The sequence below is a fragment of the Crossiella sp. S99.2 genome (assembly GCF_023094165.1).
In the GTDB taxonomy this organism is placed as follows: Bacteria; Actinomycetota; Actinomycetes; order Mycobacteriales; family Pseudonocardiaceae; genus Crossiella.
Window position 1 is genome coordinate 168,666 of the sequence record NZ_JALMDK010000014.1, and the last position, 24,702, is coordinate 193,367.

Sequence of the window (24,702 nt, forward strand, 5' to 3'; positions counted from 1 at the left end):
TACCTGCCGCGTAGCATCCCGCGGGTGCCCGCTTCGCCACATCGCCAGCGCCCGGACGCCTGTCCCGGCGCGATCGAGGTGCACCCGGCGGCGGATGGCGGTCTGGCCAGAATTCGGGTACCAGGCGGCACGCTCTCCGCGGCCCGGCTGGCGGTGCTACGGACGGCCGCGATGGAGCTGGGCGATGGGTCGCTTGAGCTGACCTCGCGGGCGAATGTGCAGCTCAGAGGGCTTGCGGCGGGGACCGAGGTGGAGCTGGGGGCGCGGCTGGCCGAGGCCGGGCTGCTGCCCTCGCTGACCCATGAGCGGATGCGGAACATCGTGGCCGCGCCGCTGGCGGACAACCAGGACCTGGTGGACGCGATCGACGCCGCGTTGTGTGCGCGGCCGGAGCTGGCCGGGTTGCCGGGGCGATTCCTGGTAGTCGTGGACGACGGCGGCGTGGTGAGCGGGCTGGGTGGGGATATCGGCCTGGACCTGGTTGGCTCGTCCTGGGCGTTGTTGCTGGCCGGGACTGATTCGGGGCTCCGAGTGTCGGACCCGGTGGACGCGGTGCTGCGGGCGGCGCTGGCGTTCCTGGCGGTGCGGGCCGAACACGGCGGCACGGCCTGGCGGCTGGCCGAGATCGACGGCGGTGTCGCGGAGATCACTCGGCGGCTCGGCGGACCGGTGTCCGCGGACCGGCTGGCGGTGCGCGGGTCAGCGCCGCTGCCCCCCGGTCCGCTGCCGGACGGACGGCTGGTCGTGGGCGCGCCGCTCGGGCGGTTGGACCCGGACCAGTCCGGCGCTCTGCTCGCGGTGGAGCGGGTGCGGCTGACGCCGTGGCGCAGTGTGGTGCTGCCGCGGAAGATCACGTTGGGACACGGGCTGATCACCGAACCGGACTCGCCCTGGCACGCGGTCACCGCCTGCACCGGCCGCCCCGGCTGCGCCAAATCCCTGGCCGATGTGCGCGCCGACGCCGTGCGCCACCTCGGGTTGCCCGGCGGGCCGGTGCACTGGTCGGGCTGCGCACGGCGGTGCGGACGGCCGCGCGGCGCGATCGACGTGCTGGCCACCGCGGACGGCTACCTCATCGACGGACAACCGCACGAGGACACGGCCGCGGCGATCGACGCGGCCCGGAGGACACCGCAGTGACCGAGTACATCAAGGACGGCAAGGAGATCTACCGCCGCTCCTTCGCCACCATCCGCGCCGAGGCCGACCTGGGCGGACTGCCCCCGGACGTGGCGCGGGTGGCGGTGCGGATGATCCACGCCTGCGGCATGGTCGACCTGGTCGCCGATATCGGCTACTCCCCCGGCGTGGTCGCCTCGGCCCGCGCCGCGCTGGAGGCGGGGGCGCCGATCCTGTGCGATGCCAACATGGTCGCGGCCGGGGTGACCCGCCGACGGCTGCCCGCGGACAACGAGGTGCTGTGCTTCCTGACTGATCCACGGGTGCCGGAACTGGCCGCGTCACTGGGTAACACCCGCAGTGTGGCGGCCCTGGAACTGTTGCGGGACAAGCTCGGCGGCGCGGTGGTGGCGATCGGCAACGCGCCCACCGCGTTGTTCCACCTGCTGGAGATGATCGCCGGCGGCGCGCCGAAGCCCGCCGCGGTGCTGGGTATCCCGGTGGGGTTCATCGGCGCGGCCGAATCGAAGGAAGCCCTGGCCGCCAACGGCCTGGGCCTGGAATACCTGGTGGTGCGAGGCAGGCGGGGCGGCAGCGCGATGACCGCCGCCGCGATCAACGCGATTGCGAGTGACGAAGAGTGAGTGATCTGGGACGGCTGTACGGCGTCGGGCTCGGCCCCGGCGACCCGGAGCTGGTGACGGTCAAGGCGGCCCGGCTGATCGGCGCGGCGGACGTCGTGGTCTTCCACAGCGCGCGGCACGGGCGCAGCATCGCCCGCGGCATCGCCGAGCCCTACCTGCGGCCCGGCCAGATCGAGGAACAGCTGATCTACCCGGTGACCACCGAGGACAGCGAGGACTACCAGGGCCAGATCGACCAGTTCTACGCCGAAAGCGCCGAACGCCTGGCCGCGCACCTGTCCGCCGGACGCGACGTGGTGGTGCTCGCCGCCGGCGACCCGTTCTTCTACGGCTCCTACATGCACATGCACAAACGGCTCGCGCACCGCTTCCCCACCGAGGTGGTGCCCGGGGTGACCTCGGTGAGCGGCGCCGCCGCCGTGCTCGGCCGCCCCCTGGTCGAACGCGACGAGGTCCTCACCGTCCTCCCCGGCACGCTGCCGCAGGAGGAACTGGCCGAATGGCTGGCCACCACCGACTCGGCCGCGATCATGAAGCTGGGCCGCACCTTCACCGCGGTACGCGAGGCCCTGCACGCGGCCGGCCGCCTGGACGACGCCTGGTACGTGGAGCGGGCCACCACCGGCCGCCAACGGGTCGCCCCACTGTCCGAAGTGGACCCCGAAGGCGTCCCCTACTTCTCCCTGGCCCTGCTGCCCAGCCAGGCCCACAGCACCATCGACTCCACCCCCGCCGAATCCACCAAGGGACCGGGTGAGGTGGTCGTGGTCGGCCTCGGCCCCGCCGGCCGCGAATGGCTGACCCCCCAGGCGCAGGACGCGCTCGCCACCGCCGACGAACTCGTCGGCTACGGCCCCTACCTGGACCGGATCCCGCCCAACCCGCGCCAGCGCCGGCACCCCTCGGACAACCGGGTGGAGGCCGAACGCGCCGCCTTCGCCCTGGACCTGGCCAAATCCGGTTCCCGGGTCGCGGTCATCTCCTCCGGCGACCCCGGGGTCTTCGCGATGGCCAGCGCCGTACTGGAAGTCGCCGGCGAAGCCCAGTTCGCCGAAGTCCCGGTCCGCGTGCTCCCCGGCCTCACCGCCGCCCACGCGGTGGCCAGCCGAGTCGGCGCCCCCCTCGGCCACGACTACTGCGTGCTCTCCCTCTCCGACCGGCTCAAGCCGTGGGAGGTCATCGAGGCCCGGCTGGCCGCCGCGGCCAGCGCGGACCTGGTGATCGCGATCTACAACCCGGCCTCGCGCACCCGCACCTGGCAGGTCGAATCAGCCAGGAAAACCCTGCTGACCCACCGCTCCCCCGACACCCCCGTGGTGATCGGCCGCGACGTCGGCGGCCCCGAAGAATCAATCCGCGTGGTCCGCCTCGCCGACCTCGATCCGTCCACTGTGGACATGCGCTGTCTGCTGCTGATCGGCTCCTCCACCACCAGATTCCGCACCGGCCCGGCCGGCGAACCAGTGGTCTTCACCCCACGCCGCTACCCCGCCTGACCCACTCCACCGCCGCCGCCACGGTCCCCACCGTGTCGGCGGCGGGCACCGGCGGCCGCCGCACCAGCACCACAGGCAGACCCAGCCGCCGGGCCGCGGTGAGCTTGGCCGAGGTCTGCTCCCCACCACTGTCCTTGGTCACCAACACCTCGATCCGGTGCTGCCGCAACAACTCCAGCTCACCGTCCACTGTGTACGGCCCCCGATCGAGCACAATCTCCACATTATCCGGATGACTCTCCGGCGGATCAACAGACCGACTCAGAAACCACAACTCCGGGTTGGCGAAGGCCGGCAAATCCCGCCGCCCAGTGGTAAGCAACACCCGCCGCCCCAGCGAGGGCAGCAGCGCGGCCGCCTCGGCGATCGAAGACACCCAATGCCAACGATCCCCCGGCTGCTCAGTCCACCCCGGCCTACGCAACACCAAAAACGGCAACCCGAGTTCCGCAGTCGCGGCGGCGGCATTCCCAGTCATGATCGCCGCAAACGGATGAGTGGCATCCACCACCGCATCAACAGCCTGCTCCCGCAACCAGGCCACCAACCCCGCCACTCCCCCAAACCCCCCAACACGCACCTCCCCCTCCGGCAGCAACGGCTCCCGAACCCGCCCCGCCAAAGAGGAAACCGCCCTCACCCCGGCAACCCCACCCAACACCGAGGCCAACCGCCGAGCCTCCCCCGTGCCGCCAAGAACCAACACCACCCGCGCAACCACAACCCCACCCTAGAGGACCCCAAACCAGATCGGCGGTGTGTTGGCCGCAGCCTTCGGCAACGGCCAACACACCGCGGCGCTAGGTCGGTCGAACTCTCAAGGTCTCCCCAACGCGAAGAGTGATCTGGCGACGCCAGCCACCCGCGCGCAACTCCGTGGTCGTGCCGCCGACACTCCGCACCACCGCGCTGGTCACCTTCCCGTCGCGCCAAGCCAGATCGACCTCGAACCCGCCCTTAGCGCCGATCCCGGTGACCCGACCCTGCTTCGCCCAAGCCCCCGGCAGCGCGGGCAGGAACTCGATCACCCCCACCCGCGAGTACAGCACCATCTCCAGCATCGCCGTCGGCGCGCCGAAATTCGCGTCGATCTGGAAAATGGCCCGATCCCCGTTGCGGTACATGTCGAAGAAGTTCGCCGAGGTGCCGTTCTCGTTGGCGATGCTCGGCCGCATCACTGTCAGCAACAGCTGATACGCCCGGTCAGCGTCCCGAAGCCGTGCCCAGCAAGCAGATCGCCAGGCACACGCCCACCCGAAGCTCTCCATCCCCCGGACCTCCAGCAACTTCCGGATGCCCTCGATGGTGGCCTTCGGCGAGGCGTCGTGGTTCATGTGGTCGCCTGGGAAGAACCCGATCAGCGGCGAGAGGTGGCGATGGGTGCGCTCGCCGATGTCGTCCGGGTGCATCCACTCCTGCAGCATCCCGGTCTTCGGACTGACCTCCGGCAGGTACAGCCGCGCCTGAAGATCCTTGACCTGCGCGGCGAACTCCTTGTCCCGCCCCAGTGTCGCCGCCGCCAGCTGGAGTTCGCGGAACAGCTCCCAGACGATTTCCTGGGCGTAGCTGATGCCCAGCGCGTCCTGCGGCCCGTGCTCCGGCGACCAGTCCTTGTCGTCGACCAGCACCTGCCGGGTGCTGCCGTCCGGGTAGGTGTGCGTGATGGTGATCAGTCGCGCGGCCCAGAACTCGGCCGCGCCCTTGAGCAGCGGGTAGATCCGCTCCAGGTACTTGACGTCCAGGGTGAACTCGTAGTGCTCCCACAGCGACTGGCACAGCCAGGCGTTGCCCGCCGGGTGCCACCACCAGCCGAGGCCGCCGTTGGTGTTGGTGGAGAAGGCCACCGTCCACCCGGCGATCTTCCCGGTCGAGTTGCGGAACCGGTTGCGCGGATCGTTGAACAGCCGCTGGGTCTGCCTGGACCACTCGGGCAGCTGGGCGAGGCAGTACTCGGCCAGCGCGGGGAAACAGCGGCCGAGACCGGCGCGGTCGGTCAGCCAGTAGTTCATCTGGATGTTGATGTCGGTGTGGTAGTCGGCGTACCAGTCCGGCGAGTTGTTGTGCAGCCACAACCCCTGCAGGTTGATCGGCAGACTGTCCCGGGACCCGGTGATCATCAGGTACCGGCCGAACTGGAGGTAGCTGGCCTCCAGCTCCGGGTCCGGCTGCCCGGGATTGGTGTGCCGCACCGCGAGCCGCGACCAGGAGTCCAGATTCCGTTGCGAGCGGCTGGATTCCCCGAGGTCGACGGTCATCTTCCGGTACAGCGACTGGTAGTCGGCGACGTGCGTGTTGAGCAACGCGGTCCCGGCGACCTTCGCCTTGGCCAGCGCCCGGTCCCGCGCCACCGTCAGCGGTTCCACCGCGGTGTTCCGGAAGCCCTTGGCCGCGTCCGGCAGGTAGTCGGTGCCGCCGGAGACCACGATCAGCAGTTCCCGGCAGTCGGTGAAGGTCAGCTCGTTGCCGGTGACCGCGACCGTGCCGGTGTCGCTGAACGCGGTGACCACCGCGGCATAACGCAACCCGTTGTCGAACCGGGCCTGCAAGGAGATCGTGCGCGTCCCCGCCTCGCCGGTCACCGTCTCCGTGCGGGTGGGCTCCAGCCGGATCCGTCCACTGTGGACACCGCCGCCGCGCTGGGTCAACCGCGCCACGATCACGTCGTCCGGGTGGCTGGAGTAGGTCTCCCGCCGGTACTGCGCGCCCTTGACCCGGTAGGAGGCGGTGACCAGGCCGTTGCTCAGGTCCAGCCGCCTCCGGTAGTCGCTCACCGCGGCCTTGGTGTGCCCACTGACCTGCACCCGCACCTTGGCGAGCAACCCGAAGGACCCGAAGTCGTTGGGCCCGTAGGGGAACTGCCCGTCGTCCTGCAGCACGTCGTTGCGATGCCCGGTCCACAGGGTGGCATCGGTCAGGTACAGCACGTCGTCGGCCGGATCGGACCCGACCAGCGCCCCCAGCCGGCCATTGCCGATCGGCAACCCCTGCTGGATGATCCGGCTCTCCTCGGCGGGCGCCGGGTACCACAGACTGGTCGCCTCGGACTCCGGCACCAGCGAGACCCCCTGGGGCCGGGCCACCTCCTCTGCCTGTGCGATGAACGGCCGGACCCCGCTCAGCATCATCCCGGCGCCAACGGCGCCCGTGATGCGCAGGAAGTCCCGGCGCGACGGCGAGTCGGACATGGTCGAGTCCCTTCGATGGGCTGTGGCGGAAGGTCCACCCGAGGCTCGATGTGGTGGTGCGGCGCAGGAAAGATACGATCTCTTAACAGAACCGTCAACGGCCCGTGGACGTCAACCAAACAGAGCAACGCCCACAAAGGCCCGCCAGCCAGCACTTCTGGGCCACCAAGACGAGCCGGAACAATTCGGAATAGATCACCCGGAAACCGGAACACATCCGATGGCTCAAGATGACCGGTCGTATTCAGATCCAGGCAAGAAACCCCGGTGCACTCGCGCGACTCTTGCCGCGCGGGCACACCGGGGCGAAGCGACGGCCAGAGCCGCCGCGGTTCACCTCTTGTTGATCAGCGCTTCAGCGGTTCCGCCACGTCCCAGCTGGTGTCGTGGTGGAAGTTCGCCCTGGTCTCGTACCACTCCGGCCCGTCGAACTTCGCCAGCCACACCTGGCCGTTGATGTGCCGCAAGAACTTGCCGGGGAAGTTCCACGACTCCAGCGACACCCCGGTGCCGCTGAGGCCGTTCTGGGCGCACCAGGTGGCGTCGGCGTTGTACAGGCCGAGGTTGCCCGAGGGTGCGTCCAGGCGCAGCCTGCCGCCGGCGTGCCGCAGGAAGTTGCCGGGGAAGTTGACCGACTCCAGCGAGTAGCAGCGGGTGTCCTGCCTGCCCGGCACCAGCCGGAAGGTGGCGTCCGCCCGGTCCAGCTCGGAGCTGCCCGGGTTGACCGGGGACAGGTGACCCAGGCCGTCGGCGTGCCGGATGTAGCGGTCGTTGAGGCCGGGGTTGGTGGCACGCACGGACTTGCGGTCCTGGCCCGGCTGGGTCAGGTTGTGCCGGGCCTGGCCGACCACGGTCAGGAACCAGTGCTGGTCCGCCTCGTTCCGGTTGCCGCCTGTGGTGACCGGACTGCCTTCGCCGGTGGCGAAGTCGGCCGCCTGGAGCACGAGGCCGGAGTCGGTGTTGCGCAACATGATCGAGCCGGCCCTGGCAGGCAGTGCCGTCCATCGCTGCCGGTACCCGGAGCCATCGGCGTGGCAGCGGCTCTGCACCACCGCGGTGTAGGCCGGGGCGCTCGGCTCCAGGCACATGAGCTTGTTGTTCATGCTGCGGAAGGCCACCGTGCCGTCACCGCCGTCGAGGACCTCCCAGCGCTGGTTCGGACCGGCGTGGCAGCCCGCGACGACCGTGTGCGTGCGCTCTTCCCAGCGGGCGAAGTACACGTCCAGGCACTTCTGCGAGTGCACCCCGCGCAGCTCGACGATGTTGCCGGGCTCCAGGCCGGGGATCTTGCGGCTTTCCTTGATCAGCTCCTCGATCCACGGGCCGAGGTCGTCGGTGCGGGCATCGGCCGCGCCGGGTGTGCCGCCGGTGACGCCCTGGCAGCCCTGCTGGCCGGACGTGGTGTGCACGCCGAGCAGTTCGGGCGTGCCGGCCCGTTCCCGGAAGGTCGGGCCGCCGAAGTCGCCGTCGCAGATCGCGGCGCCCGCCGGGTTCTGCGCGGTGAGGGTGAAGTTGTCGGCGCCCAGGCCGGAGGCGGTGAACAGCGCGGTGTGCGCGCGCTCCGGCCGGGCCTGGCCGGCGGTGCGGCCGTAGCCCACGGCCCGGACCACTTCGCCCTCGGTCGCCGGGGCGGCCCGGTAGGCCAGCGGGGTGATGTCGTAGACCGGGTCGGTGAGCCGGGCCATCAGCACGTCCCTGGCCGCGTCCAGCCGGAACTCGGCCACCTCGCGCACGGCCGTGCGCGCCTTGGCCAGGCCCAGGCCGCCGAAGCGGACCGTGGTGCGCTGGGCCGGGCGACCGGACTCCAGCTGATTGCCTGCCTGGGCCGGGTTCGGGTCGAAGCAGGCGGCCGAGGTGATGACCCACTGCGGGTCGATCAGCGCGCCGGAGCAGCGCTTGTCACCTTGGTCGAAGGCGGCGGTGAAGGAGTACGTGCCGATCTCCACCTGGTTGCCGTTGCTGATCGCGTGCGCCTGTGCCGTGCCCAGCAGGGTGAGCGCGGCCGTGACGATGGCAGCACGGACCACCCGCGAACGGGTTGTTGACACTGCGGAACCCCCCTATGAGTCCTCGATGAGTGACGAGACGGAGCCTAGGGCAGGGCGCTGACATTTCGCTTAGCGCCGGGTGTGAGGATGGGCGCTCGTGCCCCATCGTGTCCCGCTGATCCCGTTGCTCGCCCTGATCGTGGCCGTGCTCGCGGTGTCCACCTCCGGCCCGCTGATCGCCTTCGCCGCCGCGCCCGCGCTGGCGATCGCGTTCTGGCGCAACACGATCGCGGTCGGCCTGCTCACCCCGTTCACCGCACTCCGCCGCGGCCCGGAGCTGCGTGCCGCGGTGGCCGGGGACAAGCGCGGTCCCGGCGGTTACAGCGTGCTGGCCGGGGCGATGCTGGCGCTGCACTTCGGCACCTGGATGTCCAGTGCCCAGCTCACCACGGTGGCCACCTCGATCGCGCTGGGCTGCACGCAACCGGTGTGGGCCGGGCTGATCGCGGTCGGCCAGGGCAAGCGCTTGCCGGTGAGCACCTGGCTGGGCATCGGCCTCGCGGTGGCCGGCGCGGTGTGGACCACGGGCGCGGACTTCCAGGTCTCCGGCGCCGCGCTGTGGGGTGATCTGCTGGCGGTGCTGGGCGGGATGGCCGCGGCGGGCTATGTGGCCCTGGGCGAGCACGCCCGCACCGCGCTGAGCACCACCACCTACACCACGATCTGCTACGCCACCTGCGCGCTGGTGCTGCTGGTGGTGTGTCTGAGCGCGGGCATCCCGCTGACCGGCTACCCGGACAGCACCTGGCTGGCCATCCTGGCCATCGCGCTGGGCGCGCAACTGCTCGGGCACTCGATGTTCAACTACGCGCTGCACGCGGTCTCGGCCACCACGATCAGCCTGGTCACGCTGCTGGAGGTGCCGGGAGCGGCGCTGCTGGCCTGGGCCTGGCTGGGGCAGACGCCTCGGCCCGCGGCGTTGCCGGGGCTGGCGTTGCTGCTGGCCGGGGTCGCGGTGGTGGTGCTGGCAGGGGCCCGGCGGCCCGCGGCGGCGCCGGTGGCCGGATAGCCGAACGGCCGGGGCGGCAAGGCCACCCCGGCCGTCAGTTCAGTTGCGGTGTCAGGGCTTCAGCGGCGGGGCCACGGCCCAGCTGGTGTCGGCCTCGAAGGAGTTCGGCGTCTCGTACCACTGCGCGCCGCCCTTGTAGGCGTTCCACACCTCGCCGTTGATGTGCCGGAGGTAGTTGTCCGGGAAGTTGAACGAGGCGAAGGAGACTCCGTTGCCCGCCGCGCTGTCCCTGGCACACCAGGTGGCGTCGTTGGCGAACAGCGGGGTTCCGTTGTTGTCGTCCAGGCGCAGCCTGCCGTTGGCGTGCCGCAGGTACGCGCCGCGGATGTCGCGGGCCTGCAACGAGTAGCAGCGGCTGTCGGCCAGGCCGGGCACCAGGTCGAAGGTGGCGTCGGCCTTGTCCAGCTCGGGGCTGCTCGCGGTGATCAGGCTCAGCCAGCCCTCGCCGCGGGCGTGCCGCAGGTAGTGGTCGGCCAGCCCGGCGTTGGTGGCCCGCAGCGAGGCGCGCTGCGGCAGGTCGTGCCGGACCTTGCCCTTGGCGGTGAGCTGCCAGAGCTGGTAGTCGTAGGGGCGGCTGCCGTCGCGCAGCACCGGCCGGGCGCCAGGGTCGAGGCTGGGCACGGCCAGGCCGCCGAGGCTGCCCTGGTTGCGCAGCTGCACGGTGCCGTTCTTGCCTGGCGTGATCGCCCAGTCCTGCGCGCTGACGTTGCCGCAGGTCATGAACGTGACACTGCTGCTCACCGTGGTCAGGCACTTCTGGGTGTAGAGGTTGCGCAGCTTCCGGTACTCGCCGGAGCCGACGATCTCGAACTCCTCCTCGGACCGGCTGCTGCCACACTCCGCGGTCAGCTCGCCGCGCAGGCACCAGCCGCTGATCTGGTTCTTCAGCGTGACAACGCCGCCGTCGGTGATCACCGGGTTGGCCCGGCCGGCCAGCACCTGCTGCTTGATCCAGTCGGTGAGGTCGTCCACCCGGACCGCGGTGGTCGCGTCGCTGGTCTCGGTCTCGCCGAGGCAGTTCCGCCGCGGCGCGCTGACCAGGATGGCGCCCAGTTCCGGGTTGCCGTCGCGCTGGCGGATCACCGGGCCGCCGAGGTCGCCCGCGCAGATCTCCGCCCCGCCCGAGCCCAGGGTCAGCGTCGAACCTGCCTGGCTGCCCAGCGGGAAGGCCGCCGAGTGCAGCCGGTCCGCTTCCTCGCTGGCCGCGGCGAGCGCGCCGTAGCCAGTGACGGTGAGCTGCTCACCGGTGGCGAACCCGGAGGCCGTGGGCATCCGGGCCGGCCAGGTGTCGGGCACCGGGTCGACCAGCTTGACCAGCACCAGGTTGCGATCGGCGTGCGGGACGAGCTGGCTCGCCTCGGACACCGCGCCCTCGCCGTGGGACAGCTTGGTCCGGCCGACGGTGACCACCGTCCGCTGGGCGGGCGCACCGGGCCTGACCTGGCCCGGCGTGCCGAAGCAGCTCGCCGCGGTCAGCACCCACTGCTCGTCGACCAGCACACCCGAGCAGGACTTCTCCGCACCGACCCGCAGGTACGCGCTGTAGCTGTACCCACCGGTAGCCACCGGTGTGCCGCCGCTGATCGCGTGGGCGGGCAACGCGCCCAGCAGGCCGGTGACTACCGACGCGGCCAGCGCACCGGCCACCGCGGTCTTGCTCAACTTTGCACGCGCCACAGCGCAGATCCCCCTTGAGTCGACGAAATCCTTACGTGCCAAGGGGACGCCGCTCCCCCGCAGGGAGACTATGCAGAGCTTTCCGGGGTCGTCAATCCGCTGTTCGCCGCGTGCCGGTGCCCACCGTGGGCACTGCTCCATCCGGGTCAAGTGGTCTGAACCGCTGGGTTTCTGGGTCCAAAATGGACAGTCGGGCCTGGCCGATGTCGAAGAACAGCCCGATCACCTGGAGCCTGCCCTCGGCGACCGCGGCACGCACCATGGGCAGCCGGGCCAGCGCCTCGGCCTGCACCGCGACGTTGACCTTGGCCAGCCGGTCGGCCTCCTCCTGTTCGCCGGCGCCGGCCGGGTGACCGGCGTGGAAGGCGCGCAGGCTGGGCAGCCCGGCGCGCAGCCAGCGGCCCAGCGAGTCGTCCTGGTCGGCGCGGCCGGAGAGCAGGCTGGTCATGCCCGCGCAGGCGGAATGGCCGCAGACCATCAGGGTGGGCACCCGCAGCACCTCGACCGCGACGTGCACGGAGGCTTCGATGCCGTCGTCGCCGGGTGGCACCAGGTTGCCGACGTTGCGCACGGTGAACAGGTCGCCCGGCCCGCTGGTGGTGATCATGTTGGGCACGATCCGGGAGTCGGCGCAGGTCAGGAACAACCCGTGCGGGCGTTGCAGCACCGCGAGTTGCTCGAAGAGCGGGCGCAGCAGCGGCGCGGAGTGCCGGTGGTACTCGCGCACGCCGGTCTCCAGCGGGGAACCCGAACGCGGCCGGGGCAGCTCGCCCTGCCAGCTGGACCAGGGTGCGAACCAGCGTGGCAGCACGGGTTTGCGGTCCGCGCCGAGTTCGGCCACCACCACGGTGCCACCGCGTTCCTCGTGCTGGCGCCGCCAGCCGGAGAGGTGTTCGTAGGCGGCGTGGTCCAGGAAGTCCGCGACCAGCTCGATGTCCACAGTGGACCTGTCCGGGATCTGCCCGAGCATCCGGGAAAGCCTTGGCAGGGAAAGGAAACTCAGGGTGCCCTCGACCTGCACCCGCCACCGGCCGGGCGCGGACTCGGTGACCCGGACCCTGGCCCAGACCACCCGGCGCAGCACCAGCACCACCGAGACGGCCAGGCCGATCAGCACGCCCTGCAACAGATCCAGGAACACCACCCCGGACGCGGTGGCCAGGTAGGCCAGGGCTTCCCGGTGCCGCCAGGCCGAGCGCACGTCCTCGATCCGGACCAGCTGCAGGCCGATGAACACCAGCAGCCCGGCCAGCGCGGCCATCGGCACCCGTTCGATCACCCCGGCCAGCAGCAGCACGAACAGCAGCACCCACACCCCGTGCAGGATCGCCGAAGCCCTGGTGCGGGCACCGGCGGCCACGTTGGTCGAGCCGCGCACGATCACCCCGGTCACCGGCAGTCCGCCGAGCAGGCCGGAGGCCGTGTTGGCCGCGCCCTGGCCGAAAAGTTCGCGGTCCAGGTCGCTGCGGGTGCCGGCCAGTTTGTCCACGGCCACCGCGGAGAGCAGGCTTTCCACGCTCGCGATGACGGTCAGGGTGAGCACCGCGAGCAGCACCGCGCCCCAGTCGCCGCCGGGAAGCTGGGGCAGGCGCAGGGATTCCAGCAGCGAGCCGGGCAGGTCCACCCGGACCAGGTCGAGTCCGGCGACCTCGGCCAGCACGGTGGCCAGCAGCACCGCGACCAGCGGTCCGGGCACCCGGCGCACCGGCGCGGGCAGGAAACCCCACAGCAGCAGCACACCCAGCACCAGCAACCCGATCAGCGCGGCGGGCCCGTGTAAGTCGAGCAGCTGGCCGGGCAGTTCAAGGAGGTTGGTCAGCGCGCTGGTGCCGGGCTGGCCGCCCAGCAGCACGTGCAGCTGGCCGAGCACGATGACCAGGCCGATCCCGGCCAGCATGCCGTGCACCACCGCGGGGGAGATGGCCAGCGCGGCGCGGGCCACCCGGCACAGGCCGAGGACGAGTTGCAGCACCCCGGCGGCCACGGTGATCCCGCAGGTGACCGCCCAGCCGAACTGGTCGATGAACCCGGCCACCACCACGGTCAGCCCAGCCGCGGGCCCGCTGACCAGCAACGGGGATCCGCCCACGGCCGCCGCCACGATGCCGCCGACCACCGCGGCGACCAGGCCGGCCACGATCGGCGCGCCGGAGGCCACCGCGATGCCCAGGGACAGCGGCACGGCGACCAGGAAGACCACCAGCGAGGCAGGCAGGTCGTACCGCAGGTCGCGTCGCAGCCAGTTCATCGGTTCCCCCTTTCCTACCAACACTATGGACCAATTGTCCGATTGGTCGGAACAGCGAGTAAGCGAGGAACTACGTGGAGCAACAGGAATCGGACACACTTCACCCGATCGAATGTCGGCCGCCGGGAACTCCGTTCAAGATCACCCAGCTCATGGGCGTGCGCACGCCAGGCGTGCCGGATCGCGGACCGCGGCGGACCGCACACAGTTCACCCGCTTTAGTGACCCGCTGCCGAGGGTCCAGGCCACCAAACCAGCAGCCCCGCCCCCAACCCACCGGCGTGTTGGCCGCTGTCGTACCCAGTCTTGGCCGAACTGGCACCACTTGGGCCAACTGGTACGCCCACTTCAGCCAACTCGGCGTACCAGTTGGGCCAACTCGCCGTCCACAACGGCCAACACGGTGCGGGGTGGGCGCTAGCGGGGGTCCGTGGGGGTGCGGCAGCGGGCGGTGGAGTAGAGGTGGCTGTCCGGGAAGGTGCTGGCGGTGAGCACTTCGCCGACCACGATCACCGCGGTGCGCTTGATCCCGGCCGTGTGCACGGCGGCGGCGATGTCGGCCAGGGTGCCGCGCAGCACGGTCTCCTCGGCGCGGCTGGCCATGGCCACCACGGCGGCCGGGCAGTCCGCGCCGTAGTTCGGGATCAGTTCGGCGACCACGGCGTCGATCCGCTGCACGGCCAGGTGCAGCACCATGGTGGCGCGGCTGCGGCCCAGGGTGGCGAGGTCCTCGCCGGGCGGCATCGGGGTGGCCCGCGCCGAGGTGCGGGTGAGCACCACGGTCTGGCCGACGCCGGGCACGGTCAGTTCCCGGTTGAGCGCGGCCGCGGCGGCGGCGAAGGCGGGCACGCCGGGGGTGACGTCGTAGGGCACCCCGGCGGCGTCCAGGCGGCGCATCTGCTCGGCCATCGCGCTGTACACCGACGGGTCCCCGGAGTGCAGCCGCGCCACGTCCAATCCCTTGGCGTGCGCGGACACCAGCTCCTCGGTGATCTGGTCCAGGTTGAGGTCGGCGGTGTCCACCAGCCGCGCGCCGTCCGGGCACCAGCCCAGGATCTCCTGCGGGACAAGGGATCCGGCGTAGAGGCAGACCGGCGACTCGGCGATGATCCGCTGGCCGCGCAGGGTGATCAGGTCGGCGGCGCCGGGTCCGGCCCCGATGAAGTGCACGGTCACTGCGTCTCCTTGGTCACGACCCAGGTGGTCACCGGCAGCATCGGGCGCAAGGTGGTGAACCCGCCGACCGGCGCGGCCCGGCTGATCGCCACCCGCGTCAGGTCCCCGCCCAGGCGCGAATACCATTGCGCCACCAGGGCTTCGGACTCCACGGTGACCGCGTTGACCACCAGTCGCCCGCCGGGCAGCAGGCTCTGCCAGCAGGTCTCGATCACCCCGGGCACGGTCGCGCCGCCACCGACGAAGACCGCCGCGGGCGCGTCCAGACCGGCCAACGCGGACGGCGCCTCGCCGAGCACGACCTCGATCCCCGGCACGCCGAGGGCGTAGGCGTTGCGGGTGATCCGGTCGGCCCGTTCGCTCTCGCGTTCCACCGCGATCGCCCGGCAACTCGGGTGCGCCCTGGACCATTCGATGGCCACACTGCCCGCGCCCGCGCCGACGTCCCACAGCAGCTGGCCGGGCACCGGGGCCAGCCGGGCCAGGGTGAGCGCGCGGACCTCGCGTTTGGTGAGCTGGCCGTCGTGGTCGAAGGCGGAGTCGGGCAGGCCGGGCACGGTGGGCAGCAGCGGGGTGCCGGGGTCGGCCACGCAGTCCACCGCGATCACGTTGAGCGCGGCGGTGCGCGGCAGCGACCACTCCCCCGCGGTGCCGGTGACCATCCGTTCGTCCTTGCCGCCCAGGCGTTCCAGTACAGTCAGCCTGCTCGGCCCGTAGCCGCGCACGGTGAGCAGCGCGGCCACCTCGGCCGGGGTGCCGCCGCCCGCGCTGAGCACCAGCACCCGGCGGCCGGGCTGGACGAACGGGTGCAGCAGTTCCACCGGCCGCCCGACCGCGCTGACCACGTCCACCGCCTCCAGGGGCCAGCCCAGCCGGGCGCAAGCCAGGGACAGCGAGGAGGCGTGCGGCAGCACGTGCAGGCGTTGCGGGCCGAGCAGCCGGGCCAGCGTGGAGCCGATGCCGAAGAACATCGGGTCCCCGCTGGCCAGCACGCAGATCCGCCTGCCGCGGTGGCGTTCCAGCAGGCCGGGCAGGGCGGGCAGCATGGGTGCGGGCCAGGCCACCCGTTCGGCGGTGACCTTGTCCGGCACCAGGTCGAGCTGGCGGGAGCTGCCGAGCAGCACCTGGGCGGCGCGCACCTCCAGCTGGGCGGGTGGGGCGAGGCCGGGCCAGCCCTCCGCGCCAATGCCCACCACGGCAACGGACTCGGTCATCCGCTCAGGCCGGCCGCGGCGAGGATTTCCTTGCGCTGCTTGACCGGCAGCCGGTCCACATAGGCCAGTCCGTCCAGGTGGTCCACCTCGTGCTGCAGGCAGCGCGCGGCGATCCCGTTGGTGCGCACGGTGACCGGGTTGCCCTCGACGTCGAAGCCGGTGGCCTCGGCGTGTTCGGACCGGGACAGTTCGGCGAACTGGCCGGGCACGGACAGGCAGCCCTCGTTGAACAGGGTCAGCTCGCGCGGGGCGGGTGGCAGGGTGAGCACCGGGTTGATCAGGGTGGCGATCACCGGGTTGCCGTCGGCGTCCGGGCAGTCCATCACGAAGACCCGGGCGTCCACCCCGATCTGGTTGGCCGCCAGCCCCACGCCCTCGGCGGCGTACATGGCGGCGAACATGTCCTCGACCAGGGTCTTCAGCTCGTCGTCGAAGCTGGTCACCGGGGTACACGAGCGGTGCAGGACCGGATCGCCGTAATAGACAATGGGCCGTGCTGTTCCGGTGCTGCTCATCGCCGCCGTCATCCTCCCCGAGGTCATCTGGACGCCGACGATCGTAGGCTGGGCTGTTCGTCGGGTTTCCGGGACCCCGGGGGCGGGCCAGGGCGTTTCCGCCGGGTCGCGTCTGCGAGAGTCGTGATCGGATTGGTCGCTGGTGGCGCGGCCGGGGCGCCCTCATACCGGGCGTATTCGGGCGTTCCGGCCGTGCCGTCAGCGGCCGATCCGGCGCGGCTATTGCTGGCGCGACCCGGCGGAGACGCCCTAGGTTGACCGGCATGAGAAAACGCTGGTCAGTTGGTGTCGTGGTGGCCGCGTTGCTGGCCGCACTCCCTGTTGGCGTGGCCCAGGCCGCGCCGGAGACCGACCTGGGGCGCTCGGTCCGCTGCACGTTCACCCCGACCCCGGAGGATCCGGCCGCCAAGCCGGTGCACCCGCCACGGGCCAAGGCGAAAGCCCGGGGCACGGTCACGGTGACCATCTCCACCAACCACGGCAAGGTGGTGCTGGAGCTGGACCGGGCGAACGCGCCGTGTGCGGTGCACAACTTCCTGTCCCTGACCCGGCAGCGCTTCTTCAACAAGACCCAGTGCTGGCGGCTGACGAACTCCACCCGGCTCGGGGTGCTGCAGTGCGGTGACATCTGGGAGGCGGAGAAGGGCGGTCCCGGCTACAAGTTCGACGACGAGGTCACCGGCAAGGAGACCTACCCGCGCGGCACGGTGGCGATGGGCAACTTCGGCCCGAACACCAACGGCAGCCAGTTCTTCATCGTGCACAGCTTCGCCAACATCAAGCCCGCCTACACCGTGCTCGGCAAGGTGACCAGGGGCATGGCGGTGCTGGACAAGATCGTCGCGGGCGGCATCATCCCCGGCCCGACCAACCCCCTGGACGGTCTGCCCAAACTCCCGGTGCACATCCAGCGCGTGCGCTACGGGCACTGAACACCCGGGCCTGACCGCGGAACCCGTTGCCCCGCAGCGGGTTCCGCGGTCAGCTCCCCCTGGCCTCAGTTGACCTGCCGGACGCTGCCCCCGTCGATCCGGAACTCCGCGCCGACGATCCACTCGGCCTGATCGGAGGCCAGGAACGCGACCACGTTGGCGATGTCGGCCGGCTGACCGGCGCGCCCGGCCGGGATGCCGCCGACCAGGTCGTGGATGCTGGCCAGCGCGGCCTCCTTGTCCAGGCCCTGGTTGTCCTGGATGTGCTGGACGAAGTTGTCCACCGCCTCGGTCTGGATCAGCCCGGGGGCGATCCGGTTGACCCGCACCCCGCGCGGGGCGACCTCGGTGGCCAGCGATTTGCTGTAGGCGTTCAGGGCTGCCTTGGCCGCGCCGTAGTGGGCCAGCGAGGACTCCGCGAGCAGGGCGGCGATCGAGCTGATGTGGATGATCACGCCACTGCCCCGCTCCAGCATGCCGGGCAGCAGCGCCCGGTCCAGCCGCACCGCGGCCAGCACGTTGAGCTGGTAGGCGTCGTTCCAGTGCGCCTCGGTCAAGTCTGTGACGCCGAGCGTGGACGGCACCGCGCCCCCGGCGTTGTCCACGATCACGTCGACCCCGCCGAGGATCTCCAGCGCCTCCGCGGCCAGCCCGGCCACCCCGGACTCGGTGGACAGATCGGCCTTGACGAACCGCACGTTCGCGGGCAGCTCCCGTTCCGGCGCGGACCGAGCCGCGACCAGCACCGAGGCGCCCGCCCCGGCCAGCCGCGCGGCGATGCCCGCGCCAATCCCCTTGGTGCCCCCGGTGACGACGACCCGCTTGCCCGACAGGCCGTCCTGACTCGCAACGTTATGGACCATGCAGTCCACAATGCCCATTCTGGACCGTCTAGTCAAATACAACTTCTTGACCTGTCTCGGCGCACAATGGGCCGATGCGCGAACTGATCGCCCCACTGCTCGCCTGGTACCGCGAGGGGCAGCCGTTCGCCCTGGCCACGGTGGTGCGCACCTGGCGGTCCGCGCCCCGGCAGCCCGGGGCGGTGATGGCGGTGAGCGCGGCGGGCGAGGCGCTGGGCAGCGTGTCCGGCGGCTGCGTGGAGGGCGCGGTGTACGAGCTGGCCCAGGAGGTCCTGCGCACCGGCGTGCCGGAACTGGCCAGTTTCGGCGTCAGCGACGACGACGCCTTCGCGGTCGGCCTGACCTGCGGCGGCACCCTCCAGGTCTTCGTCCAGCCGGTAACGCCGGAGCGTTACCCCGAGTTCCCGGCTCTGGCCGAGTCCATCCAGTCGAGCACCCCGGTGGCCATCGCCACCCTGCTCGACGGCGCCCCCACCCCCGGCAGGCATCTGCGGATCACCCCCGAGGACACCGCCGGGGCCCTCGGCTCACCCCGGCTGAACGAGGCCGTCCGCGACCACGCCCGCGGCATGCTCGCCTTGGGCAGCACCGGTTTCCTGCACATCGGCGCCGACGGCGAACAACGCGGCGACGACCTGTCCATCTTCGTGGAGTCCTTCGCCCCGCCACCCCGGATGCTGGTCTTCGGCGCCATCGACTTCGCCGGCGCGGTGGCCCGCATCGGCAAGTTCCTCGGCTACCACGTCACCGTCTGCGACGCCCGCCCGGTTTTCGCCACCGCCAAACGCTTTCCCGAGGCGGACGAACTCGTGGTGATGTGGCCGCACAAGTACCTCGCGGAGACCACGGTCGACGAGCGCACCGCCATCTGCGTGCTCACCCACGACCCGAAATTCGACGTCCCGCTACTGGAACTGGCCCTGCGCACCAACGCCGCCTACATCGGCGCGATGGGCAGCCGCCGCACCCACGAGGACCGGCTGACCCGGTTGCGGGAACTGGGTTTGACCGAATCGGAACTGTCCCGCCTGTCCTCCCCGATCGGCCTGGACCTGGGGGCCCGCACGCCGGAGGAGACCGCGGTGTCCATCGCGGCCGAGATCATCTCGTTGATCTGGGGCGGATCGGGCCGCAGGTTGGCCGAGACGGACAACCCGATCCATCGCCCGCACGCCTGAACCGCACCGTCGGCCGACCGCCGGCTGGCCGGTCGACAGCACACAGGCAGGCGTGGATCAACCCAGGAACAGGTAGACCGCAGCCAGCAGGGACTCGACAATCACGTGGGTCTGCATGTCCGCCTCACCCCCTCTCCTGATCCGGCGTGAACACGAGGGAGGCCACCGGGGTCGTGAGCGCCGCCGTCCGTTCTGCCGCCAGGCCGATCCGATAGCCGAGGACAAGACCGAGAAGAATCCCGATCACGGCAACCCACCACACAACCCGAACAATTCCAGAAAACGAGAACAGCGGGTTCATTGCCACCACCCTTTTCGCCGATACCCAACAGAATGATGGCCGCGCAAAAATGGATGGACAACCGGTTTCCCGTTGCCGACGGAAGCGGAAACGGGAAACAGGGAGACCGTTGAACAGGGGAGGACCACGGATGGCACCAACTCCAGACCTCATCCAGCAGGAACTGCGGGCACTGGGAAAGGGAACCGGCATCCATAACGCCAGGCTGCCGGAGGCGATCGGCCCGGCACTGCGCGAACTGTGCGGAATCACCGCCGAGGACAACGGCACCGAGATTCGCCGGAAGCTCTCCGGCTGGCTCAGCAATGCGATTGTGCCGCTACCGCTGAATCTGAGCCGCGTTGCTTCGACCCGTTTCGCACTGGGCACTGGCACCCAGTCGTTCGCCAAGGAACGAACCGCCCTGCTCGCGAAACAGACCAAGACGAGCGTGCGCACCCTGTCGCGCTGGTTCGATGACGCGGTCCAGCGCATCGCCGAGAACGCGGTGCGCGACCTGACGGCGGACACGCGCCCCTGTTCGGCCGAGCGGGCCTCGCCATGGCACAACGAGTGGGTCCGGTCCTATCTCACCCTGGACGAACCGGCCCCGGAAGCGCTGGAGTTCCGCCGGATCCGGTCCGCGGTTCCCGGGCTGCGGCGGCTCAACCTCGCCTTCACTCTGACCGACCTGCCGCCGGAGAACGGGCGGGCGGTGAGCGATGACCTGGAGGTGCGGGTGCTCTTCGGCGGAACGGTGACCGCGACCGGCATGGAGTCCAGCGACCGGCTCAGCCTCGCCCTGGATCTGCCGAACCCCTTGGCGGACCAGGAGGAGCACGAGTTCGCACTGCGGTACCGGCTCCAGCCTGGCAAGCCGATGCGGCCGCACTACGTGTGCCTGCCCAGGCAACGGTGCGACCACTTCGACTTGCGCGTCCGCTTCGACCTCCGTCGGCTGCCGGTGGCGGTGCGGCGGCTGACCGAGGTGTACCAACGGGATATCAGCGATCCGGCGCCGATCGGCGAACCGCTGACGCCGGACGCGGCCGGTGAGATCCGGGCCGAATTCAGCAGTCTGGTGCCCGGGATGGCCTACGGGGTCCGGTGGACCGATCTTGCGGCTACGGTCGCTGAATCACCTGAAGGCGAGTGAGTTCGACGCCGTTGCGGGTCACCACGACGAGTCCGTCCCGCACCTCGTACCGATAGCTGCCGTTCTGGGCGAGGTAGCCGGAACCGGTCTTCCGCGCAGGAACCGACAAGTGCGTGTCCGCGGTGACCAGTTCTCCCTTGAGTTGCCCGTCGTAGAACAGTCCACCGTCTGGCATGCGGCACAACGTGATCACGTGCCGTTCGGATTCGAACGCGGCGGCGAGCACCGCACCACGACCGCCGCCGGGCAGCCAGCGCGCGGCCGCGGGCGGGCAGGGCATCTCGGCCTGTGCCTGCGCTGTGGACGATTCCGCGGTGTCCGGCCCGGCCTCCGCACCGCTGTCCGGGGACTGCCGGAAGTACCACAGGCAGAACCCGATCAGTAGCAGGAAGCCGATCGCGGCCGCGATGAATCGGCCCGCACCGCCCGCGGCAGGCCGGACCGGGTGGGGCGCGACCGGAGGTGGTGGCGGCGGGGCGATCAGTAGCGTCCCTGGCCTCGGCGTGCTGCGGGCCCGCGGTGGCGCCGGGGTGGGGACCTGCGGGTTGGCCGGACCGCGGGCGCTGTACGCGCCCTGCTGTCCCGCCGGGTGCCGAATCTCCTGCCGGACCGGCGGATCGTCGATCGGCTCCGTCCGTCGCGGGGTCTCCGGCACCACTTCCGGCGCTCCGGCCAAGGTGTTGTCACAGATCCGGCAGGCCTCGCGGTCAGCGGGGTTGTGCGTGTGGCAGTGCAAGCACCTGCGCACGTCGTTGGTCATCCTAGCTCGTCCCTTGTCGATTCCAGCACCTCGGCGCATGCCGGCAACGGCTGGAAGCTGATCCAGTCTGCGTTGTCCGGCACCGTGCGCACGGGCAGTCGCACCAGGTCTGGCAGCGCACGTCGGCGCCGGCCGGCTGTGGTGACCGGCTGAATCTGGGTGGTACCGCCCAGATCCGTGACCAGTCGCTGCAACTCCGCCTGGCACGCGGGCGGAAAGTCACAGCTCAACGGCAGTGGTTCGAGTCCCAGCCGGACCAGGAGGCGTAGTCGCAACACCGCAACACCATCGCGGAGTTCCTGGGTGAGCCCGGGGCTCAGGCAGGCGGTGAGCGGCACCCGCAGGCACGCACCCTGGCGGCCGCCGTTGATGTACTCGCGGATGACCAGCCGGCTGCCATCATGGATCAGTTTCACCGCGTGCCCACGGATCACGGTGAGATCCGGCCCGGCGAGTGGGCTCGCCCGGTGGCGACCGCTCAGATGGAGTTCGCGATGGTGTTGACGATCTCGTCCATCTCCCACTCCTCCAAGCCCTCCCCTGCCGTGGACGGGAAGTAGATCGTGTTGTTCCAGCCATCCGCGATATCCGTCCACGGTGTCACCTCGGGAGCGAAGAGCAGCAGGCGTTTGGCGTTGTTGTCCATTGCGGCACCTTGGCTGCCGCCATAGCCCCAGCGGTCGAACAGCTCGCGCATCGTCCTGGGCACGATGCGCGGGTAGCCAGGGGCGCGCACGTGTTCGGGCCTGCCGAGCGGATGGGCGGGGGCGTCGGTGAAGAGCACGATGACGTGCCGCCGCCGGTCGAACCCTGACTCCCAGGGGGAATCCATGGCCAGGGTCAGTGCTTCCAGTCCGGACTCCGGCGCGTCCCCGCCACCGGTCGGCGTGAGTCCGCGCACGAAGTGCTCCAGTTCGGCCGCCTGCTCCGGCTGGGCAAGAAATCCGGTCTGTTCCACCGGTTTCTCGCTCAGCTCGCCGAAGTCGCGGAACGCGACGATCCGGATCCGGAGCTGGTTAATCCGCCGGCCCTTGGCATCCATGGCCATGGCGAGCTGTTTGTGGAAGGACAACGCGCTGTCCTTCACCTGGTGCAGCAACGCACCCATGCTGCCGGTGACGTCGATACACAGCACGATGTCGACGGCGTACGCGAGACCGCCGGAACGCGCTCCACCTTGCATTGTCCTTGTCCTACCTTCCACTGTGTGCCCGGCGGGCGACCGGGCCTCCGAGGTTGACGCGCAGCCGTCCGACGCGATAGGCGCCGGTGAGTTCCAGGTTTCCGTGCTCCAGCAAGACCGGCGATATATCCACAATGGACGGTCTGGCGGCCGGATCAGGGTCGAGCATGGCGTGCAGCATCGTGGCCAGAGCCGGGGTGATCCGGGGGTCGAGCCGTGGCCGGACACTGTCGTTGACCGCTTCGGCGACCGAGTCGTGACCGCTGACCGCTGGCAGCGCGCCGGTGAGCTGGTGATGGATCACCAGCGCGAAGGCGAACACATCTACAGCCGTGGTCAGCGCGCCGGCACCGGTCGCCGGATCGTGGTGCAGATAGCGCAACCACTCCGGCGCCCCGTACACGGGGTCGCCGCCGATCATCTCGGCGGCCGGTGGCGTGCCCGAACAATAGGCGTCGTCGAAGTCGATCAGCTTCGCGGTGTGCAGTCGGCTGCCCACCGGCCGGTGCACGAGTACGTTGCGCGGCGTGAGGTCCCCGTGCACGATGTTCAGCCGGTGCAACAGGCCCAAGCTCTCCGCCAACGTGCCCAGCAGCACCCGTTTCCGCGCGGCGCCGAGCAGGTGCACCGGCCCGGGGTCAACCGTCCGCAGGCGCCGGGTCACCTTGTAGTAGCGCCCGTCCGCGCTGAAGAAGTCGACCGCCAGCACCAGGTTGCCCGCACCGAGATCGTTCCCGTTGAGCCGGTTCATCACGGCCCAGTGCCGCTCCTCAAAATCCGTGCACTGCCGAAGCAGCGCGGTGCGTGCCGCTGGCGAACCCATGAACTCGGTGCGTGGCCGTTTGGGGTCGAGGAACTCCTTGACGAAGTACTCCGCCCCGTCCTTCTCCGCGAAGGCCCACAGGCATTTCCCGGCGTCGGCGTTGGTGGGTTTGGTGGTCAGCCGGTAGCCGTTGAGGCTCTCGCCGCGTTTCACAACGGCTCCGGGCGGCGGTGCGGCAGCAGGTGCTCGTAGGCCTCGCGGTAGCGTCGCCAGGATTCCGCCTGGGCCGCGCGGACGGTGGGCCCCGGTGCCGTGCGCAGCGGGTTCACGTGTTCGGCGATCAGCCGCTGGTGACGCGGCGTGAGCGCCTGCCGCAGGTGCTGGTATCCGGCGAAGCCGAAGGCGGACAACACCAGGCTGGTGTCGTCGACGGCGTGCTCGGTGAGCCGGCTGACGAGTAACCGCGCCCATTCCTCGGTGCTGTCGGCCTCGGCCAGCGAGGCGAGCAGGATGTGCTCGAATTCCGCGGGCGTGCCGACCTGGCCGAAGCAACCGTCGGTGGCGCACAAAAGCACGCAGGGCAGTGCCGCCCGGCAGTCGGCGGCGCTGACCCGGAAGGGCCGGTCCACGCACACCATGTTGGTCATCGGCGGATCCTCGCTGAGTGCCTGGAATGCGTCGGCCCGCGCGGTGTCGTCGGTGGTGAGCTGCTGGAGCCCGTGAGCCGGGGTCAACAGGAAGCACCGGGAGTCGCCGGCCCAGAACGCCCGCCAGGACAACAGGTCGCCGGCCCTGGTCTGGTACTCGATCGCGGCGAGCGTGGTGGGCAGGTCCCGGCACAGGGTGCCGCGGACGGTGCGTACCGCCGAACCAGTCAGCCGGGACAGGCGATGCGCCAGGTGGTCCCGGAGCCGGTCCGCACTGCCCAGGAAGTGGCGTTTGTGGTTGTCCGCGAACCATTCCTCGATCAGGCCGCGGGTGGCGCGGGCGGCGACCCAGGCATGGCTGCGAGGCACCCCGCCGGGTGCGCGCCCGAGCGGGAACGCGCCCGCGCCGCCCGCGCCGTCGCAGACGGCGAGTAGGCCACGTCCGCCGGAGAGGTTGTGCAGCGACAACGGTGGGGCGTCCTCGCCCTGGCCCGGGATTCTCTCGGTCCACAGGCTGAGGGCGATCCGGCCGTTCTGCTCGTGGTGCCACCAGGCGCTGGTGTGCCCGGTGGTGGCGTGGATGTGCACCGGATTCTCCGCGATCATCGG

22 protein-coding genes are annotated in these 24,702 nt (G+C 70.7%); 7 read left to right on the plus strand and 15 right to left on the minus strand.

The annotated features are described in order from the left end of the window. Window positions 1–24: 24 nt before the first annotated feature. From MZC64_RS38675 to MZC64_RS38685, 3 genes are read left to right on the plus strand one after another with little or no spacing between them, the layout of a single operon-like run. The gene (locus MZC64_RS38675) at window positions 25–1,140 is read left to right on the plus strand and encodes a hypothetical protein (protein WP_247764641.1); all 1,116 of its coding nucleotides are present in this window, start codon (window positions 25–27) and stop codon (window positions 1,138–1,140) included. Continuing rightward, the gene (locus MZC64_RS38680; protein WP_247764642.1) at window positions 1,137–1,763 is read left to right on the plus strand and encodes a precorrin-8X methylmutase; all 627 of its coding nucleotides are present in this window, start codon (window positions 1,137–1,139) and stop codon (window positions 1,761–1,763) included. Before MZC64_RS38675 ends, MZC64_RS38680 begins: the two co-directional genes overlap by 4 nt. After that, window positions 1,760–3,259, plus strand: a complete 1,500-nt coding sequence (locus MZC64_RS38685; protein ID WP_247764643.1) for a precorrin-2 C(20)-methyltransferase — start codon at window positions 1,760–1,762, stop codon at window positions 3,257–3,259. Before MZC64_RS38680 ends, MZC64_RS38685 begins: the two co-directional genes overlap by 4 nt. Here MZC64_RS38685 and MZC64_RS38690 read toward each other — a convergent pair. The 3 genes from MZC64_RS38690 to MZC64_RS38700 all read right to left on the minus strand — a co-directional run bounded on the left by MZC64_RS38690 (window position 3,234) and on the right by MZC64_RS38700 (window position 8,492). Beyond that, window positions 3,234–3,980, minus strand: a complete 747-nt coding sequence (locus MZC64_RS38690) for a cobalt-precorrin-6A reductase (protein WP_374205844.1) — start codon at window positions 3,978–3,980, stop codon at window positions 3,234–3,236. The two genes, MZC64_RS38685 and MZC64_RS38690, sit on opposite strands and share 26 nt — an antisense overlap. A gap of 79 nt (window positions 3,981–4,059) precedes the next feature. Continuing rightward, entirely contained in the window at window positions 4,060–6,444 is a 2,385-nt protein-coding gene (locus tag MZC64_RS38695) for a glycoside hydrolase N-terminal domain-containing protein (protein ID WP_247764644.1), read from the minus strand. 347 nt (window positions 6,445–6,791) lie between these two features. Continuing rightward, window positions 6,792–8,492: an AbfB domain-containing protein gene (locus MZC64_RS38700; protein ID WP_247764645.1), complete on the minus strand. Its 1,701-nt coding sequence runs from the start codon at window positions 8,490–8,492 to the stop codon at window positions 6,792–6,794. A 97-nt stretch (window positions 8,493–8,589) separates the two neighbouring features. Between MZC64_RS38700 and MZC64_RS38705 the strand changes: the two genes are divergently transcribed. Continuing rightward, window positions 8,590–9,501 (plus strand): DMT family transporter, encoded by a 912-nt coding sequence (locus MZC64_RS38705; protein ID WP_247764646.1) that lies wholly within the window; start codon window positions 8,590–8,592, stop codon window positions 9,499–9,501. Between the two features lie 51 nt (window positions 9,502–9,552). Here MZC64_RS38705 and MZC64_RS38710 read toward each other — a convergent pair whose 3' ends face one another. The 5 genes from MZC64_RS38710 to def all read right to left on the minus strand — a co-directional run bounded on the left by MZC64_RS38710 (window position 9,553) and on the right by def (window position 16,331). Then, window positions 9,553–11,178, minus strand: coding sequence for an AbfB domain-containing protein (locus MZC64_RS38710; RefSeq protein WP_247764647.1), 1,626 nt, complete (start codon window positions 11,176–11,178; stop codon window positions 9,553–9,555). A gap of 91 nt (window positions 11,179–11,269) precedes the next feature. Beyond that, window positions 11,270–13,426, minus strand: coding sequence for a bifunctional SulP family inorganic anion transporter/carbonic anhydrase (locus tag MZC64_RS38715; RefSeq protein WP_247764648.1), 2,157 nt, complete (start codon window positions 13,424–13,426; stop codon window positions 11,270–11,272). Between the two features lie 417 nt (window positions 13,427–13,843). Then, window positions 13,844–14,602, minus strand: coding sequence for a precorrin-4 C(11)-methyltransferase (cobM, locus tag MZC64_RS38720; protein WP_247764649.1), 759 nt, complete (start codon window positions 14,600–14,602; stop codon window positions 13,844–13,846). Continuing rightward, complete coding sequence (cbiE, locus tag MZC64_RS38725) at window positions 14,599–15,816, minus strand: precorrin-6y C5,15-methyltransferase (decarboxylating) subunit CbiE (protein WP_247764650.1); 1,218 nt, start codon at window positions 15,814–15,816, stop codon at window positions 14,599–14,601. Before cbiE ends, cobM begins: the two co-directional genes overlap by 4 nt. After that, entirely contained in the window at window positions 15,813–16,331 is a 519-nt protein-coding gene (gene def / locus MZC64_RS38730; protein ID WP_247764651.1) for a peptide deformylase, read from the minus strand. Before def ends, cbiE begins: the two co-directional genes overlap by 4 nt. A 263-nt stretch (window positions 16,332–16,594) precedes the next feature. Between def and MZC64_RS38735 the strand changes: the two genes are divergently transcribed. After that, window positions 16,595–17,263 carry a peptidylprolyl isomerase gene (locus MZC64_RS38735; protein WP_247764652.1) on the plus strand — a complete coding sequence of 223 codons (669 nt, stop codon included), beginning with the start codon at window positions 16,595–16,597 and terminating at the stop codon, window positions 17,261–17,263. A 65-nt stretch (window positions 17,264–17,328) separates the two neighbouring features. Here MZC64_RS38735 and MZC64_RS38740 read toward each other — a convergent pair whose 3' ends face one another. Continuing rightward, the gene (locus MZC64_RS38740) at window positions 17,329–18,126 is read right to left on the minus strand and encodes an SDR family oxidoreductase (RefSeq protein WP_247764653.1); all 798 of its coding nucleotides are present in this window, start codon (window positions 18,124–18,126) and stop codon (window positions 17,329–17,331) included. Between the two features lie 74 nt (window positions 18,127–18,200). On the opposite strand from MZC64_RS38740, the gene MZC64_RS38745 reads away from it, so the two are divergent. Continuing rightward, window positions 18,201–19,304, plus strand: a complete 1,104-nt coding sequence (locus MZC64_RS38745; protein ID WP_247764654.1) for an XdhC family protein — start codon at window positions 18,201–18,203, stop codon at window positions 19,302–19,304. 124 nt (window positions 19,305–19,428) lie between these two features. Here the strand turns inward: MZC64_RS38745 and MZC64_RS38750 are convergent, their stop codons facing one another. After that, complete coding sequence (locus tag MZC64_RS38750) at window positions 19,429–19,605, minus strand: hypothetical protein (RefSeq protein ID WP_247764655.1); 177 nt, start codon at window positions 19,603–19,605, stop codon at window positions 19,429–19,431. A 130-nt stretch (window positions 19,606–19,735) separates the two neighbouring features. Here MZC64_RS38750 and MZC64_RS38755 point away from each other — a divergent pair, with 130 nt between their 5' ends. Then, window positions 19,736–20,740 (plus strand): hypothetical protein, encoded by a 1,005-nt coding sequence (locus MZC64_RS38755; protein ID WP_247764656.1) that lies wholly within the window; start codon window positions 19,736–19,738, stop codon window positions 20,738–20,740. Here the strand turns inward: MZC64_RS38755 and MZC64_RS38760 are convergent. The 5 genes from MZC64_RS38760 to MZC64_RS38780 form a co-directional block, all read right to left on the minus strand. Next, window positions 20,709–21,500: a hypothetical protein gene (locus tag MZC64_RS38760; protein ID WP_247764657.1), complete on the minus strand. Its 792-nt coding sequence runs from the start codon at window positions 21,498–21,500 to the stop codon at window positions 20,709–20,711. The genes MZC64_RS38755 and MZC64_RS38760 overlap by 32 nt on opposite strands. Further along, the gene (locus MZC64_RS38765; RefSeq protein WP_247764658.1) at window positions 21,497–21,916 is read right to left on the minus strand and encodes a hypothetical protein; all 420 of its coding nucleotides are present in this window, start codon (window positions 21,914–21,916) and stop codon (window positions 21,497–21,499) included. The genes MZC64_RS38760 and MZC64_RS38765 overlap by 4 nt, the downstream gene beginning before the upstream one ends. 62 nt (window positions 21,917–21,978) lie before the next feature. Next, window positions 21,979–22,635: a vWA domain-containing protein gene (locus MZC64_RS38770; RefSeq protein ID WP_247764659.1), complete on the minus strand. Its 657-nt coding sequence runs from the start codon at window positions 22,633–22,635 to the stop codon at window positions 21,979–21,981. 58 nt (window positions 22,636–22,693) lie between these two features. Then, window positions 22,694–23,659, minus strand: coding sequence for a protein kinase (locus MZC64_RS38775; protein ID WP_247764660.1), 966 nt, complete (start codon window positions 23,657–23,659; stop codon window positions 22,694–22,696). Then, window positions 23,656–24,699 carry a protein phosphatase 2C domain-containing protein gene (locus MZC64_RS38780; protein WP_247764661.1) on the minus strand — a complete coding sequence of 348 codons (1,044 nt, stop codon included), beginning with the start codon at window positions 24,697–24,699 and terminating at the stop codon, window positions 23,656–23,658. The genes MZC64_RS38775 and MZC64_RS38780 overlap by 4 nt, the downstream gene beginning before the upstream one ends. Window positions 24,700–24,702: the final 3 nt, after the last annotated feature.

Coding starts and splice junctions, on each gene's coding strand:
- MZC64_RS38695 (WP_247764644.1), bottom strand. CDS start 6,444: ATGTCCGACTCGCCGTCGCGCCGGGACTTCCTGCGCATCACGGGCGCC.
- MZC64_RS38715 (WP_247764648.1), bottom strand. CDS start 13,426: ATGAACTGGCTGCGACGCGACCTGCGGTACGACCTGCCTGCCTCGCTG.
- cbiE (WP_247764650.1), bottom strand. CDS start 15,816: ATGACCGAGTCCGTTGCCGTGGTGGGCATTGGCGCGGAGGGCTGGCCC.
- def (WP_247764651.1), bottom strand. CDS start 16,331: ATGAGCAGCACCGGAACAGCACGGCCCATTGTCTATTACGGCGATCCG.
- MZC64_RS38735 (WP_247764652.1), top strand. CDS start 16,595: ATGAGAAAACGCTGGTCAGTTGGTGTCGTGGTGGCCGCGTTGCTGGCC.
- MZC64_RS38740 (WP_247764653.1), bottom strand. CDS start 18,126: ATGGTCCATAACGTTGCGAGTCAGGACGGCCTGTCGGGCAAGCGGGTC.
- MZC64_RS38745 (WP_247764654.1), top strand. CDS start 18,201: ATGCGCGAACTGATCGCCCCACTGCTCGCCTGGTACCGCGAGGGGCAG.
- MZC64_RS38750 (WP_247764655.1), bottom strand. CDS start 19,605: ATGAACCCGCTGTTCTCGTTTTCTGGAATTGTTCGGGTTGTGTGGTGG.
- MZC64_RS38755 (WP_247764656.1), top strand. CDS start 19,736: ATGGCACCAACTCCAGACCTCATCCAGCAGGAACTGCGGGCACTGGGA.
- MZC64_RS38760 (WP_247764657.1), bottom strand. CDS start 21,500: ATGACCAACGACGTGCGCAGGTGCTTGCACTGCCACACGCACAACCCC.
- MZC64_RS38780 (WP_247764661.1), bottom strand. CDS start 24,699: ATGATCGCGGAGAATCCGGTGCACATCCACGCCACCACCGGGCACACC.